The organism is Bacteroides sp. DH3716P, from assembly GCF_025914115.1.
Taxonomy (GTDB): Bacteria; Bacteroidota; Bacteroidia; order Bacteroidales; family Bacteroidaceae; genus Bacteroides; species Bacteroides ovatus.
Window position 1 is genome coordinate 3,430,586 of sequence record NZ_CP083673.1, and the last position, 15,969, is coordinate 3,446,554.

Below are 15,969 nucleotides of genomic sequence, written 5' to 3' on the forward strand. Positions count from 1 at the left end.
AGACTGTATGATAATGAAAAACAATATAAATAGATTAACTCTCCTTTTGCTTGTTTTATTGGGAGGAGTAGGATTCACATCTTGTTCGGATGATGACAATGATTTTATTGAATTGCCGACAATAGAGATGCCACAGTCGGAGGCAGGACCTGTTTCTATTGATTATAGGGAGATACTGGATGCAGGAAGCTATGTCTATGATTATACTATCAAACTGGATAAACCTGCTGCTACTACTTTATTGTGTGACATTGCCGTGGACGAAAGTATGGTAGAGGCTTATAACGCTGCAAATAACACGTCTTATAAGATGATGCCCGCTTTTGTCTATGAGTTGCAAGCTAAAAATGCGATAGTGAAGGCAGGACAGCAAGAATCCAATTCCTTATCAGTTAAGTTTTCATCATTGTTCGGTTTGGTGGAAGGTGAAGAATATTTGCTTCCTATTGTTGCAACAATAGATGAAACGTGTGTAGGACAATTTGTAACGGACACTCGTTCTGTTTCTTATTTTACGATTAGCATTGATGGGGAATTGGATTATATACCGGGATTGAATATGAGTTCTTATTCAACGGATATGTATCGTACGTTAAGTTTCGCAAATGATGAAGTAGTTACGATTGAAGATAATACACATACGTTTGAAATGCTTGTATATCCATATAATTGGCACAGTGGAACTAATTATATAGGTACATGGCGTGGTAAGGATACCAACAATAATAATGAGGTTTTTAGTGGTTGTGAACTACGTGTAACTGGTGCAACGGGAGCGTCTAATATTGGTAATCGTCAATGTGACTTGACATTGGCTAATCAAAATATAACGTTGCCGGCTAATCAATGGGTTAGGTTGACTATTACTTGTGACGGAACGAAAACGGGCCAGAATACTGAGGTTGCTTATCGTTTATATATTAACGGTGAGGAAGTTGCTTCTGCAAAACCTACTAAACGTTGGGGACCATCCTCTTCTCAAAGATTCAAGGTGGGATATACGTTGACTGGTATTCAGTTTGGTAATACAAGTTCAAGTATGTATTTTGATGGTCTGATTTCTGATATTCGTATGTGGAAGAAGTGTCTGACAGCGGAAGAAGTAAAAGCTAACTTGCGTACAATAGCTTCTCCATCTTCTTCGGACTTATATGGCTATTGGAAATTGGATGAAGGAGAAGGAAATACATTGAAGGACAGTTCGGGCAATGGGCGTGATTTAACTTTCCCGGCTTCGGCAAATATCATTTGGAATGCAGAATTCAATGATTTGCCTCAAGATAATTAAAATGTGATTTTATATTGGGAGTTATTGTGTTTTTACGTAGCTCCCAATATTAACTTAAAGAAATGATGATGAAACGTTTTATGTCAGCTTTGATCGTTTTACTGTGCTCTATTGTTGGCGTATGTGCGCAACAACAGGGAAGAGCTGTATTGCGTTTTGATACTACTACTTGGAATTTTGGTAATATTCAGGAAGTAGGAGGCAAAGTGAGTCATACTTTTCATTTTACTAATATGCATACTTCTCCGGTTGTGATTGAAGAAGTGATTTCAACTTGTGGGTGTGCCATTTCTGTTTATAGTAAACAACCTGTAAAACCAGGGCATACAGGCACTATTACCGTAACTTTCGATCCTAAAGGGCGAACAAACTTTTTCTCTAAGAGTATAAGGGTTGTTTCTAATTCAGGGCAAAGTGTCAATACTCTTTGGGTAAAAGGCACGATAAATACAATGAATCGTATAGAGGATGAATATCCTTATTCTTTATCATCAGATATTTTGGCAGACCGAATGACTCTATCTTATGATCTGTTACAACATAATGGGAGGCCAAAACAATTGGAAATTAGAATCTATAACCGATCGGATAAAATGGTCAGGTTGTCATACTCGCTGTTGGATAAGAGCGGATGTTTGTCGATTTCTATGCCATCATCTCTTCAAGGTCGATCTTATGCGACTATAAAAATAACAGCTTCTCCTTTAAAAGGCTTTTACGGTACATTTAAAGATAAGATTATTATTAGTGCCAATTCCGTACACAGTTCTCCTATACAAATCTTTGGTACAGTGATTGATGATATGAGAAAAGTAAGCACGGCAACTGCTCCCCGGATGAAATGTTCACAATCTTATTTTAATTTGGGGAATATCTCATTAAAAAAGCATATTCAGCGAAAAGTAAAAGTTACTAATGAAGGGGCGAATCCTCTTATTATCCGCAAGATAGAATGTCCGGAATTTGTTTCTACTAATATCCGGGGTGAAAAGGTTTTGAAGCAAAATGAGTGTCTGGAGGTTCTGTTTGAATTAAATGTATCATCTTCAAACCATCTATTGGATGCAAAGGTCAAGTTGATAACAAATGATGCTCATCAACCTGTACATACAGTTATATTTGAAGGAGAAATAGGTAAGTAGGATTGAATATCTCTATTTGAAAGATTAGAAATACACTATAAATTAATTGAGTCATTTTACTGCATATAACATTATGATAAAACGATTGTATATCTTGGTGATAGTACAGATGGTATGTACTTTGGGGTTTACTCAATCCTCTCCCTCGTTACCTGCTTACAAAGATCGCTGTTTGTCGATAGATATAAGACTTTCAGATTTACTTTCCCGCATGACTTTAGAAGAAAAGGTCGGTCAGTTACTTTGTCCTTTAGGTTGGGAAATGTATGAAATCCATGGTAGTGAAGTTCATCCTTCCGAAAAGTTCAAGCAATTAATCAAAGAAAGGAATGTAGGAATGCTTTGGGCAACCTATCGTGCCGATCCTTGGACAAAGAAAACTATAGCAAATGGACTTAATCCGGAACTGGCAGCAAAGGCAGGAAATGCATTGCAAAAGTATGTGATGGAGAATACCCGTCTGGGAATTCCGATGTTTTTAGCAGAAGAAGCCCCTCATGGGCACATGGCAATTGGTACTACTGTTTTTCCTACGGGTATCGGAATGGCGGCTACCTGGTCACCGGAGTTAGTAAAAGAAGTTGGTCAAGTTATCGCTAAAGAAATTCGTTCCCAAGGTGGGCATATTAGTTACGGTCCCGTACTTGATCTGACCCGTGATCCCCGTTGGTCCCGCGTGGAAGAAACATTTGGGGAAGATCCGGTATTAAGCGGGACTTTGGGGGCGGCAATGGTAGATGGATTAATCAACGGAAATATTTCCCGGAAAAACAGTACGATAGCTACTCTAAAGCATTTTTTAGCCTATGCCGTACCGGAGGGCGGACAGAATGGGAATCAAGCTTTAGTTGGAATGAGAGAATTGCATGAAAACTTCCTACCGCCTTTTAAAAAAGCGATTGATGCTGGTGCTCTTTCTGTGATGACTTCTTATAATTCAATAGACGGAATCCCATGTACTGCCAACTCATATTTGCTGAATCAACTGTTGCGAAATGAGTGGAAGTTTAGAGGTTTTGTTGTTTCCGATTTATATAGTATTGAAGGAATATATGAAAGTCATTATACGGCTTCTTCTATAGAGGATGCGGCTATTCAAGCAGTTTCTGCCGGAGTAGATGTTGACTTAGGTGGAGAAGCTTATACGAATATTTATCGGGCTGTAAAAGAGAAACGTTTGTCAGAGGCTATTATTGATGAAGTCGTTTGCAGGGTTCTACGATTAAAATTTGAAATGGGATTGTTTGAAAATCCATACGTAGATCCCCAAATAGCGATTGAAAGAGTTCGTAATGCAAATCATATTGCCAATGCACGACGGATGGCACAAGCATCGGTGACTTTATTAAAGAATAGGCATGACATTCTGCCTTTGAGTAAAAACATCCGTAAAGTAGCGGTAATTGGCCCAAATGCAGATAATTGTTATAATATGCTGGGTGATTATACAGCTCCCCAAAAAGACGAAAATATAAAAACGGTACTGGATGGAATCATTTCTAAATTATCTCTTTCACGTGTTGAGTATGTAAGAGGTTGCGCTATCCGTGATACTACCAACAATGAAATAGCGAAAGCAGTTGAAGCTGCTAATCGTGCAGATGTGGTGATTGCAGTAGTGGGTGGTTCCAGTGCTCGTGATTTTAAAACGACTTATAAAGAGACGGGAGCTGCTATTGCAGATAAAAGCCAAATCAGTGATATGGAGTGTGGAGAAGGCTTTGATCGTGCAACTCTTTCTTTGTTAGGAAAACAGCTGGAATTACTAGAATCCTTGAAATCAACGAGAAAGCCCCTGATTGTGGTTTACATTGAGGGACGTCCATTAAATAAAAATTGGGCAGCGGAACATGCAGATGCATTGCTGACCGCCTATTATCCCGGACAAGAGGGGGGGATGCCATTGCTGATGTTTTATTTGGTGATTATAATCCGGCAGGTCGCTTGCCTGTTTCTGTTCCCCGGTCAGAGGGACAAATTCCCGTATATTATAATAAGAAAGCCCCTAAATGTCACGATTATGTAGAAATGTCTGCCTCCCCATTGTATTCATTTGGATATGGATTAAGTTATTCAACTTTCGAATATTCCAATTTAAAAGTGACACAACAAGCGCCTTTGCATTTTGAAATATCATTTGATGTAGAAAACACAGGAAAGTATGATGGTGAAGAAGTGGCTCAACTTTATATTCGTGATGAGTATGCTTCTGTAGTCCGGGCACTTCGGCAACTCAAACATTTTAAGCGTTTCTTTTTGAAGCAGGGAGAGAAAAAAACAATTGTATTCACTTTGGTAGAAGAGGATTTATCCATTATCAATCAAAAAATGGAGCGAATCGTAGAACCGGGAAGCTTCCAGCTGATGATTGGAGCAGCGTCGGATGATATCAGATTATCAAAGACGATTTCTGTGAAATAAGTTAATTTGCTCATATAGTGTCAATAATCATGACACTGTATGAGTACACTATAGAAATATGATTATGTCATCATGTTCAAGAAGAAAATATATTTTTTCTATTTGGGTTGGTAATGACCCTTATTAGAACGACTTATTGGCGTGGTAGATGACTGGATGACATAAATATATTTATTTTTATCGTTGTTATTATTTGTTTTTTTTGATAAAAGCGTTTATTTTTGGCTCTCATAAAAAATAAATCTAACCGGACGATCTTTGATGACACACATAAAAGAACAAGAAAAGAAGAGAAAATTTGAACAATTTTTCATTCTTACTTTTCCTAAAGTAAAAGCTTTCGCATGGAAAATCCTACATTCGGAAGAAGATGCAGAAGATATTGCCCAGGATATATTCGTCAAACTGTGGGATAATCCAGAGATTTGGGAGAATAAAGAGACATGGGATAGCTATATTTATACAATGGCTCGTAATCAGATTTATAACTTCCTGAAACATCAGTCCGTAGAACTTAATTATCAGGAAAAACTATCTCAAGAAAATTCTCCTTCTTATGAATTTGATATGTATGATAAGCTTTATGCAAAAGAACTCCAACTTTTAATAAAACTTACTTTAGATAATATGCCAGAGCAACGGAGAAAAGTTTTTTCTATGAGCCGGCAAAGAGGAATGAGTAATCAGGAAATAGCTGATAATCTGCAGCTTTCCGTTCGGACTGTAGAACGACATATCTATTTAGCTTTGCAAGAATTAAAAAAAGTCATTTTAATTGCATTTTTTTTCTGTTTCTATTGAGTAGTCTGTTTTAGCTAGTTGTCTATATATTATAAGGCAACAGAAAAATGGAGAATTATATTCAAAAAATAATTAGTGTATTCACAGCTTCCAAGCATAGTGAGAAAGTAATTGAAGAAGTGCATCAATGGCTGGTGGATAAAGAGCATTCTGATGAAAAAGAGGCTGCTTTACATACACTATGGAGTGAAACTGACGGTAAAGCTGATGCGGGTACATGGGCTTCTCTTTCTAATGTATATAATAAGATAGGTGCAGGTCAACAAAAAACTGTGCGAAAATTCCGAATGCAGATATGGCAATATGCAGCAGTTGCAGTAGTTGTACTGGCTGTTGCTATTTCAGGAACTTTCTTTTATGCTAAGAATATGTATTCGGAAGTTGCTATGATAGAAAAATTCACTCCTGCTGGTGATATGATTACAATCGAACTACCCGATGGAAGTAAAGTACAGACTAATTCCGGAACCTTATTACTTTATCCGGAAGCTTTCAAAGGAGATACTCGCACGGTATATTTGGTAGGAGAAGCTAATTTTAAGGTGAAAAAGGATCCGGAGAAACCATTTATTGTGAGATCGGGAAGCATGGCTGTTACAGCTTTGGGGACAGAGTTTAATGTGGGTGCTTATCCGGAAAGTAATGAAATTGTTGCAACATTACTTCATGGGAAGATAAAAGTAGATTGTGATGAAGAAAGAAGAAACTATATACTACATCCGGGACAGCAAATTATATATCAAAAAAATAGTGGTCAAGTAGTGTTAGCTAATGCTGATGTAGAAGCTGTAACAGCTTGGCAAAAGGGATTGTATATATTCCGCGGAGATACGATGAAAGAAATCATAGCTGAATTGGAGCGTCGCTTTAATATCACATTCCAATGTAATACCAGTCATTTCAGTAATGATAAATATAATTTTAGTTTCCGTAAAAACTCGGATATTGGAGAAATTATGGATATTATGAAAGAAGTAGTAGGAGGATTTGATTATAAAATAGAAGAGAATGTATGTTATATAAAACTGATTAAGTAATTATCTTACAAATATTTTGTTTAACCTTAAATATCATTGATTATGTAAAAAAGTATCCGGAAAAAGGATGCCGCCTGATTCCGGATATGAAATGACTTTTTTAGTATTAAAGCTACCGGCTTAAATCTTTGATGAATATAATATTATGAGTTTAACACTAAAAACGCTACTAAGATATGAATTTATATCTATTAAAAGCTAAATGTATAACATTTTTTTGCTGTTTGCTATTCGCGCAAACAGTGCTCTTTGCTCAAAGTAATGTGAAAATAACTATTAAGAAAAATGAAATAACATTACGAGAAGCATTGACAGAAGTTGAGAAACAATCTAAAATGTCCGTTGCCTATAATGAATCTCAACTTGGAGGAAGTAAACGTATTTCTTTGAATGTGAGTGAACTACCGTTAGAACAGGCACTCAAGGTCATATTAAAAGGAACAGGATTTAGTTATAAATTAAAAGATAGCTATATCATGATAATTCCGGAAAAAAAGGAAGAGTCTGTATCAAAGGAAATACAAGGTCGGGTTGTGGACGAACAAGGAGAAGCCTTGATTGGAGTTAATGTTTCAATTAATGGTGGTAGTGGTGGTACAATAACTAACCTGAATGGAGATTTTACAATCCGTGTTACCAAAAACGATTTCCTGAAGGTTTCGTATATCGGGTATACGACTCAAATGGTTAAAATATCAGATAAGACTGTTTATAATATTACAATGGCTTCTGACACAAAGGCCTTGGATGAAGTGGTTGTTACAGCATTGGGTATTAAGAGAGAAGCTAAGGCATTGACGTATAATGTGCAGGAAATAAAAGCTGCCGGTATAACAAAAGTGAAAGATGCCAACTTTATAAATAGCCTTTCTGGTAAGGTAGCAGGTGTGACTATTAATCAGAGTTCGTCTGGAACTGGAGGATCTTCCCGCGTTGTCATGCGTGGTACCAAATCATTATTTGGTGAAAACAATGCGTTGTACGTTTTGGATGGTATTCCAATGCAAGGGTTAAGAACCAAACAATCAGATAATTTTTATGAGTCAGTGGAAGTGGCCGACGGAGATGGAATATCTAATATTAATCCGGAGGATATAGAAAGTATGTCCATCCTGACTGGTGCTTCTGCAGCCTCCTTATATGGTAATAGAGGTGCGAATGGTGTGATACTGATCACAACCAAAAAAGGTGCGATTGGAAAACCCAGAATAAGTTATTCAAATAGCACTAGTTTTTCAAGACCTTTTATTACTCCTGAATTCCAGAATACGTATGGACGTAAAGAAGGTGAATTTAAAAGTTGGGGGGATAAATTAGAGAAACCTTCCGATTATAATCCTTTGGATTTCTTTCAAACAGGATTTAATACAATGAATTCTATTGCTGTATCTACTGGTACAGAAACAAATCAGACGCATATATCTTTTGGGTCTGTAAATTCAGAAGGTGTCATTGATAATAATAAATATAATCGCTATAATTTTACATTCCGTAATTCTTGGGACATCGTTAAAGACGTTTTAAGTATGGATATGGGATTATTTTATATCAAACAGAATAACCAAAACAGTAACGGACAAGGTATGTACTATAATCCGTTGGTTCCAGTCTATTTGTTTCCACCAAGTGATGATATGAATAAATATGTAGTTTATGAACGATATGACGCTGATAGAAACTTCAAAACTCAATATTGGCCTTATAAAAATCAGGGATTGGGTATGCAGAATCCATATTGGATTATTAATCGTAATATGTTCAATACTGATAGAGACCGCTATATCATGTCATTATCAATGAAATGGAATATAACCAATTGGCTTAATATTATCGGACGTGCCCGCGTTGATAATGCTTATACTGATTTCGAACGTAAATTATACGCTTCCACTGATGGTTTGTTCTCCAAATCTCAAGGTAACTATATGACACAGGAAGACAAGAATACTGCAACTTATCTTGATTTCTTAGTAAATATAGATAAGAAATTCGGGGAGAATTATCACTTGTTAGTAAACCTTGGTGGTAGTTATTATGATGAAAAATATAAATCAAGTACTTTTGAAGGCAATCTGCTTGGAGTACCGAACTTTTTCCATCCAAGTAATATACCTTCAACAGAAAGCGGATATAGCAAACAATCATTGCATACCCAGACTCAATCTCTATATGGTAAAGCAGAACTGGGGTACCGCAATTTTCTTTATGCTGACGTGACAAGTCGTATAGACTGGTTTTCTACATTGGTAGGTACTTCCAAGGAATATGTATTCTATCCGTCCGTAGGTCTTTCTGTAGTGTTGTCAGAGATTATTCCGCTTCCTAAAAAAGTATTCTCTTTCTGGAAGATTCGTGGTTCCTATGCGCAAGTAGGTAATCCTCCAAGTGCATACTTGCCTTATGCAACAGTGGTTTTGGAAAATGGTAATGCTACAAGTGCTAACTTCTCACCTGCCAATCATCTTAAAGCGGAAATGACCAAAGCATTTGAATTTGGTATGGACTTACGGTTGTTTGATAATAAATTGAACCTTGCAGCAACATATTACAATTCAAACACATACAATCAGTTGTTTAAATATGAATTGCCGCCCAGCACAGGATACGCTTTTGCATATGAAAATGCAGGAAAAGTAAACAACTGGGGTATTGAACTAAGTGTAGGTTTTAATCAGGATTTAGGCCCGGTAAATTGGAACTCAAATTTGATTTATTCAATGAACCGTAATGAAATCAAAGAGTTACTTCCTGAGTATGTGACTGACCGCACTACTAGTACAACAGTAAAATCACCAACAGAATTTTCCGTTGCCAGTGCAGATTCATACAGAATGATTTTGAAAGAAGGTGGTACTATGTCTGATATCTATGCGACAAAATTGAAACAAGACTTACATGGTGATATTCTTATTTCAAATGGAGGTGTATCGGCTGAAGAAAATACTTTCATAAAAGTTGGTTCGGCAGCTCCTAAGTATAATCTAGGATTTAGAAACAGTTTTTCTTGGAAAGGGGTGGAACTTGATTTTCTGATTGACGCGCGTGTTGGCGGTGAGGTGATTTCCGCTACACAAGCTTTGATGGATCAATTCGGAGTATCACAACAAACAGCTACAGCCCGTGATAACGGTGGTGTACCTGTAAATAATGGAAAGTTGGATGCAGAACAATATTATGGTACCGTTGCTTCCGGAAAAACAGGTTTACTGGCGCATTATGTGTACAGTGCGACTAATGTTCGTTTACGTGAAATGTCATTATCATATATGCTTCCGGCAAAGTGGTTCGGAGAAAAATTAAACATTTCTCTGTCACTGACAGGACACAATTTGCTGATGTTTTATAAGAAAGCTCCGTTTGATCCGGAACTAACAGCAAATACAGGAACTTATTATCAGGGTTTCGATTATTTTATGCCACCTAGCTTACGCAGTTTCGGTTTTGGTGTAAAAGTTAACTTTTGATTTTAATACTTTAATACGAAGAATAAAATGAAAAATAGAATCTATAACGTTATACAAACTTGCTTCCTGGTGTTTGCTGTTTGCTTTTTATTGGGAAGTTGTATGTCTGATACGATTAATCTGGATCCTGATAAAGTTCAAGAAAAAGAATTGGATAAAGATAATTTATGGGGCAGCTATCTTACTACGATGCAACGTAGGGTAGTATCTGAAGATGTTAACTTGTTTCAACGCTCGGAAGACCTTTTTGGCAACATGTATTCTGGATATTTTGCCGGAACGCAAAATTGGGGCGGAGGAGCGAATGGAACGACTTATGCTATTTCTGACGAATGGAAAGATGCACCTTTTAAAAGTGCATTTGTAGAGTTCTTATCTTCATGGAATATTTTACGCCAAAAGGTAGACTCTGCATCTGTATTGTTTGCTGTCGGTGAAATTGTAAAAGTGACAGCTATACATAAAACTACAGATATGTACGGTCCGTTACCTTATCTAAAGTTTGGTCTGACTAATCCTGTCCCTTATGATTCGCAAGAAGCTATCTATAAATCTTTTTTCAAAGAACTGAACCATGCTATTGATATCTTGACCAAGTTTGATCAAGCTAACCCAAATTCTAAGGCATTGGAAAAGTTTGATTTAATATTTGGCAGTAACATACCTAATTGGATTCGTTTTGCGAATTCTTTGAAGCTGCGTTTGGCAATACGTTTAAGTGCTGTTTATCCGGAGGCTCAAAAAGAAGCAGAAGCTGCTGTTACACATTCGTATGGAGTGATTGAAACAAATGATAATAATCCGGCAATGCAATCTAATTCAACTCTTTCGTTCACCTATCACAACCCTATAAATAGTATTAGCAGCGCAGACGGCTATGAAGAAGATGTAATGGGAGCTAGTATGGATGCTTATTTGAATGGGTTTGGAGATCCACGTATATCCGTATTTTTCCAATTGTCTTCAAATGACAATTATCGTGGATTGCGTAACGGACATAAGAATGGTGATATATTTAAAGGTGATTTAGGACTCTCCAAACCTAATATATTGCAAGGAACCCCTTATGTTTGGATGACAGCTGCAGAAGTTTATTTTTTGCGGGCAGAAGGTGCCTTGAAGACATGGAACATGAAAGGAACCGCTAAAAGTTTGTATCATTCAGGCATACGTGCTTCTTTCGAACAACATGGAGTAAAAGGAGTGGAAACTTATCTTGCAAGTACTAAAGTGCCGGCAAAATACCCTGGATTCAAAAGCAGTCCTTCCGCACCAGCCCCATCTGATGTTACGATAGTCTGGGATGAAAATGATAAAGAAAAGCAGTTAGAACAGATCATCACCCAAAAATGGATAGCAATGTACCCATTAGGACAGGAAGCATGGAGTGAATTCCGCAGAACAGGCTATCCTAAGATCTATGAAATAGTTAATAATGAGAGTGGTGGTGTTATTAGCTCTTCTGTACAGATCCGTCGTGTTCCTTTCCCCTATTCCGAATATCAAGGAAATAAAGAAGAGGTGGAAAAAGCCGTTAAACTATTGGGTGGTCCGGATACCGGAGCTACTCGCTTATGGTGGGATGTAGAAAATAAGTAATCATATTCTTTTAGATAAAACGACATGAAGAAATTATTAACATATATAATAGTTTTCGTAATAGTTGGTACGGGAATTATATCGTGTAATACAGATATAGAAGCTTTGGATATAGTGGTGCCTGATAAGATGTCCAAAGAATATTGGGAAAATTTAAGAGCATATAAAGCAAGAAACGACCATGAAGTCTTTTTTGGCTGGTTTGGCGGATGGACGGCTAACTCTGCTGATATGATCAACTATTTAAGAAGTGTGCCTGACAGTGTAGATATTATTTCTATTTGGGGAGCTTACCAGAACTTAAGTCCGGCACAAATGGAAGATTTACGTTATGTACAGGATGTGAAAGGAACTCGTGTCACATATACTATCTTTGCTCACAAAATTCCAGATGAATTTATGTCTGGTGAAAATCATGAGATTGCTACTCCTGAAGGAATAGAAGAGTATGCCAAGTCTTTGGTAGATACTATGTATAAGTATGGTTATCAGGGTATTGATCTTGATTATGAACCCGGCTATCAGGAATTTCCTGGGGTTCCGTTCAGTGGTCCTTTAGTAGGTCCGTCTTATATGTGGCCTGATTATATGGATAATATGGAAATGTTTGTAAAGGCATTAGGAAAATATATTGGTCCGAAGTCGGGAACTCGTAATCTATTAATTATTGATGGAGTACCTTATCATTTAAAGCAAGGATTGGCTGAATATTTTAATTATGGAGTGGTTCAGTCTTATAATTCTAGGGGATATCAAGATCTGCAGGGGCGTTTCGATAATGCAGCTAAAAATGGTTGGAAACCGGAACAATACATTTTTGCTGAAACCTTTGAGGGGGGTAAGTATGCAAATGGAGGAGTAGATCACTCTTTAAGAGAAGGCGGGTCGGTACCTTCATTAGAAGGAATGGCACGTTTCCTCCCCATGTATGAAGGAAAATTAGCCACCCGCAAAGGAGGATGTGGTACCTATCACATGGAGAACGATTACCGTTCCAATCCTAATTACAAATGGACACGTAATGCGATCAGAATAATGAACGAACATTAAAGTTTAGAAAAAATGAAACAGAATATAAAATACATATTATTAAGCTTGCTTGTCCTTCTAATGGTATCATGCCAGAAAAGTCAGGAATACTATGAAGGATTATATGTTGTTGGCGCAGATCAATTATCACCGGTTGCTAATCTGACAATTGATGATTTGCCTGCAGTTATCGGAATTAAAGTTGCTTCATCATGTGCGATAGGAGATCATGTAGAAGTGGGTATGAAGGCCACTCCGGAATTAGTGGAGTCTTTCAATAAGGAATATAAGAAGAATTATGAACTTCTTCCTGAAAAGTCGTACAAGTTGGAGAATACAACATTAACTATTGAAAATGGAAAGAATACTTCCACAGATGGTGTGCGTTTAAGTGTTATCAGCCGGGACTTATTAAAGGAAGGCAAAACGTATCTGCTTCCTATAAGTATTGTGAGTGTGTCGGATAAGAATTTGTCCGTAATAGAAGGTTCACGTACCATATACATTGTTATCAATCAAATTATTATTACTCAAGCTGCGGATATTTCTGCTAATAACGGGTATTTCAAGGTCGATTTCAGAAAAGAATCTCAATACAATACCACGGCATTGAATAATGTAACATTTGAAGCACGAGTTCGTTTTAAAAAGATGACTTCTACCAGTGGAAAATGGTGCTTCTCTGTTATGGGATTGGAAGAGAATTTCTGTTTGCGTACTGCCGGTGATAATAAAAGCGGTTGGAAATTGCAATTGAGTGGAGGTAGTCCGGCAATTGATTCCAGAGATGTTTTACCCAATGATAAATGGTTGCATTTGGCTTGTGTATATGACGGTTCACAAGGAAAGAAGTTTGTATATGTTAATGGTGAATTACAGGGAGAACTTCCGGATACAAGAGGTACTATCGATTTAACGCAAGCCTATGGACATGATAAAAATGCAGCATTCTATATTGGTCAGTCTGCAGCAGATAATCGTTATATGGATGGGTATGTAAGTGAAGTACGTGTATGGGCTGTTGCTCGTTCGGCTGCTGATCTGAAAAATAATGTCTGCTGGGTGGACCCTTTAACAGATGGTTTAGTGGCTTATTGGAGATTTAATGAGTCTACTCCGGATAATAATAAAGTAATAACCGACCTTACAGGAAACGGATATAGTGCTACTTATGCCGGACGTGGAACGCTCAATTTTGTACAAGGAGTTCGTTGTCCTGATAATGCTGCTGAATAGCAAAACTATATATCCTTATAAAAGGAAAAATGAAGAAATAGATAATGGTAGACTGACTAAAAAGTCTTCCTATATATAATAGAAGATGTCCCGATTGCAAATAAGCAAGACCGGGACATCTTTTTATTTTAATTACTTGCTATTATAAGCAACCAACATCCAAACCAATTTTTCCTGTTCTTTCAAATAATCGCTCATCATCGAAACGGTTACTTCGTCTCCGGCTTGAGAAGCGATAGACAAAATCTTACGTTCTTCGCCAATCAGATAACTGATAGACTGAAGGATATTATTCAATGCTTCGTCTCCGTTGCTTACCTTATCCACTTCATTCACATTTGCTACTTTTAGATAATCGCTGAATTTATTGGCAGGAGTACCACCCAGCATCAAGATACGTTCTGCGATTTCATCCACCTTTTCAGCCGTGTCATCATACATCTTTTCGAATTGACTGTGGAGTACAAAGAAATTATGTCCCTTGATATTCCAGTGGAAACCGCGAAGATTGGTGTAATACACTTGGAAGTCTGCTAATAGTTGTTGCAAAGATGCTACTACGTTGTTTGCTCCCGATTCGTTCAGTTTGATAAATTCTAAAGTTTTCATATTCTTTTATTTTTAATGATTTATACTTGCTTTCTTTTTTTTCTGTACTGCAAAGATAAGGCGGAAAATGCTTGTTGTCAAACTGAAAATTTCTATCTTTGCATAGATGAAATCTATAACTTAATATGATTTGATAGATGACAATACAACAATTAGAATATATACTAGCTGTAGACCAGTTCAGGCATTTCGCACGGGCAGCTGAATATTGCCGTGTGACGCAACCCACTTTGAGTGCCATGATTCAGAAGCTGGAAGATGAACTGGGAGTAAAGTTGTTCGATAGGACGGTACAGCCCGTTTGTCCGACAGCCATTGGACAGAAAGTGATAGACCAGGCTCGCGTGATTCTGGCGCAGGCAGCTCAAGTGAAAGAAATAATCAGTGAAGATAAGCAGTCATTATCAGGCGTATTCCGCTTGGGAGTATTGCCAACTATCGCTCCTTATTTGCTTCCTCGCTTTTTTCCTCAATTGATGGAAAAATATCCCGAACTGGATATTCGTGTCACGGAAATGAAAACACAGGATATTCAGCAGGCTTTGCATGCCGGCGATTTGGATGCAGGGATTATTGCCAGTAAATTAGAAGACACATTTTTGACGGAAGAAACTCTTTTCTATGAGCAATTCTATGCTTATGTATCACGGAAAGAACCCTCATTCAAACATGACGTTATCCGCACTTCCGATATAACAGGCGAACATCTTTGGCTTTTGGACGAAGGACACTGCTTTCGCGATCAACTCGTCCGTTTTTGTCAGATGGAGGCTGTTAAGGTTAATCAGATGGCCTATCGTTTGGGAAGTATGGAAACCTTTATGCGAATGGTAGAAAGTGGAAAAGGAATCACTTTTATTCCCGAACTGGCAGTGATGCAATTGACAGAAGAACAGCGACAATTAGTACGCCCGTTTGCCATCCCCCGACCGACACGACAGGTGGTGTTGGCGACAAATAGAGATTTTATTCGTCACAGTCTGCTATGCGTCCTGAAAGAGGAAATAAAGGCGGTGGTTCCCAAGGAAATGCTTTCTTTGCAGCCCATACAATGTTTGTTATAGTATATTAGAGATTGAGATGATTCCTGCTCATCTTTTTTGATTGGCAGGAGTCTTTTTACACTTATCTTAGCTCCTTTAAAATAGAAAGAGCTGACAATGATTATCATCCCCATCCCCCGTACCGAATATCAAATGTTTATCCGTTCAAAGAATGGAGGCCAATATGACATGAAGAAGGTCTTTTTTTATTTTAATAAATAAATGTTCGTTCAAAAATGCTGCAAAGATAGTCATTATTGTACATATAAATTTTTATTCAGACCTAAAATCCTATATTTG

Annotated in this window: 10 protein-coding genes and 1 pseudogene; 10 read left to right on the forward strand and 1 reads right to left on the reverse strand. The window is 37.4% G+C overall.

The features are described from left to right. Nucleotides 1–13 precede the first annotated feature (13 nt). From KQP79_RS12715 to KQP79_RS12755, 9 genes and pseudogenes are all read left to right on the forward strand, one after another. Nucleotides 14–1,288 carry a BT_3987 domain-containing protein gene (locus KQP79_RS12715; protein ID WP_224440802.1) on the forward strand — a complete coding sequence of 425 codons (1,275 nt, stop codon included), beginning with the start codon at nucleotides 14–16 and terminating at the stop codon, nucleotides 1,286–1,288. Between the two features lie 65 nt (nucleotides 1,289–1,353). Next, on the forward strand, nucleotides 1,354–2,430 hold the full coding sequence (locus KQP79_RS12720) for a DUF1573 domain-containing protein (RefSeq protein WP_004310010.1): 1,077 nt from the start codon (nucleotides 1,354–1,356) through the stop codon (nucleotides 2,428–2,430). A 73-nt stretch (nucleotides 2,431–2,503) separates the two neighbouring features. Next, nucleotides 2,504–4,851, forward strand: a pseudogene (locus KQP79_RS12725) (glycoside hydrolase family 3 N-terminal domain-containing protein). A 261-nt stretch (nucleotides 4,852–5,112) separates the two neighbouring features. Then, nucleotides 5,113–5,652: an RNA polymerase sigma-70 factor gene (locus tag KQP79_RS12730; protein WP_004310012.1), complete on the forward strand. Its 540-nt coding sequence runs from the start codon at nucleotides 5,113–5,115 to the stop codon at nucleotides 5,650–5,652. Nucleotides 5,653–5,699: 47 nt separating this feature from the next. Continuing rightward, nucleotides 5,700–6,689 carry a FecR family protein gene (locus KQP79_RS12735; protein WP_004310013.1) on the forward strand — a complete coding sequence of 330 codons (990 nt, stop codon included), beginning with the start codon at nucleotides 5,700–5,702 and terminating at the stop codon, nucleotides 6,687–6,689. 176 nt (nucleotides 6,690–6,865) lie between these two features. Continuing rightward, nucleotides 6,866–10,153, forward strand: coding sequence for a SusC/RagA family TonB-linked outer membrane protein (locus KQP79_RS12740; protein WP_004310014.1), 3,288 nt, complete (start codon nucleotides 6,866–6,868; stop codon nucleotides 10,151–10,153). 27 nt (nucleotides 10,154–10,180) lie between these two features. Further along, nucleotides 10,181–11,752: a RagB/SusD family nutrient uptake outer membrane protein gene (locus KQP79_RS12745; protein WP_022199277.1), complete on the forward strand. Its 1,572-nt coding sequence runs from the start codon at nucleotides 10,181–10,183 to the stop codon at nucleotides 11,750–11,752. Between the two features lie 24 nt (nucleotides 11,753–11,776). Beyond that, entirely contained in the window at nucleotides 11,777–12,802 is a 1,026-nt protein-coding gene (locus KQP79_RS12750; protein WP_138343422.1) for a glycoside hydrolase family 18, read from the forward strand. 12 nt (nucleotides 12,803–12,814) lie between these two features. Beyond that, entirely contained in the window at nucleotides 12,815–14,017 is a 1,203-nt protein-coding gene (locus KQP79_RS12755; protein WP_004310017.1) for a DUF1735 and LamG domain-containing protein, read from the forward strand. 132 nt (nucleotides 14,018–14,149) lie between these two features. On the opposite strand, the gene KQP79_RS12760 is transcribed toward KQP79_RS12755, so the two are convergent. After that, complete coding sequence (locus KQP79_RS12760; protein ID WP_004305814.1) at nucleotides 14,150–14,626, reverse strand: Dps family protein; 477 nt, start codon at nucleotides 14,624–14,626, stop codon at nucleotides 14,150–14,152. Nucleotides 14,627–14,763: 137 nt separating this feature from the next. Here KQP79_RS12760 and KQP79_RS12765 point away from each other — a divergent pair, with 137 nt between their 5' ends. Beyond that, nucleotides 14,764–15,690 (forward strand): hydrogen peroxide-inducible genes activator, encoded by a 927-nt coding sequence (locus tag KQP79_RS12765; protein WP_138343420.1) that lies wholly within the window; start codon nucleotides 14,764–14,766, stop codon nucleotides 15,688–15,690. Nucleotides 15,691–15,969: the final 279 nt, after the last annotated feature.

Bases quoted from the DNA above. Each gene is read 5' to 3' on its own strand.
- KQP79_RS12760 (WP_004305814.1), bottom strand. From the start codon at position 14,626: ATGAAAACTTTAGAATTTATCAAACTGAACGAATCGGGAGCAAACAAC.
- KQP79_RS12715 (WP_224440802.1), top strand. From the start codon at position 14: ATGAAAAACAATATAAATAGATTAACTCTCCTTTTGCTTGTTTTATTG.
- KQP79_RS12750 (WP_138343422.1), top strand. From the start codon at position 11,777: ATGAAGAAATTATTAACATATATAATAGTTTTCGTAATAGTTGGTACG.
- KQP79_RS12740 (WP_004310014.1), top strand. From the start codon at position 6,866: ATGAATTTATATCTATTAAAAGCTAAATGTATAACATTTTTTTGCTGT.
- KQP79_RS12745 (WP_022199277.1), top strand. From the start codon at position 10,181: ATGAAAAATAGAATCTATAACGTTATACAAACTTGCTTCCTGGTGTTT.
- KQP79_RS12735 (WP_004310013.1), top strand. From the start codon at position 5,700: ATGGAGAATTATATTCAAAAAATAATTAGTGTATTCACAGCTTCCAAG.
- KQP79_RS12755 (WP_004310017.1), top strand. From the start codon at position 12,815: ATGAAACAGAATATAAAATACATATTATTAAGCTTGCTTGTCCTTCTA.
- KQP79_RS12765 (WP_138343420.1), top strand. From the start codon at position 14,764: ATGACAATACAACAATTAGAATATATACTAGCTGTAGACCAGTTCAGG.
- KQP79_RS12730 (WP_004310012.1), top strand. From the start codon at position 5,113: ATGACACACATAAAAGAACAAGAAAAGAAGAGAAAATTTGAACAATTT.
- KQP79_RS12720 (WP_004310010.1), top strand. From the start codon at position 1,354: ATGATGAAACGTTTTATGTCAGCTTTGATCGTTTTACTGTGCTCTATT.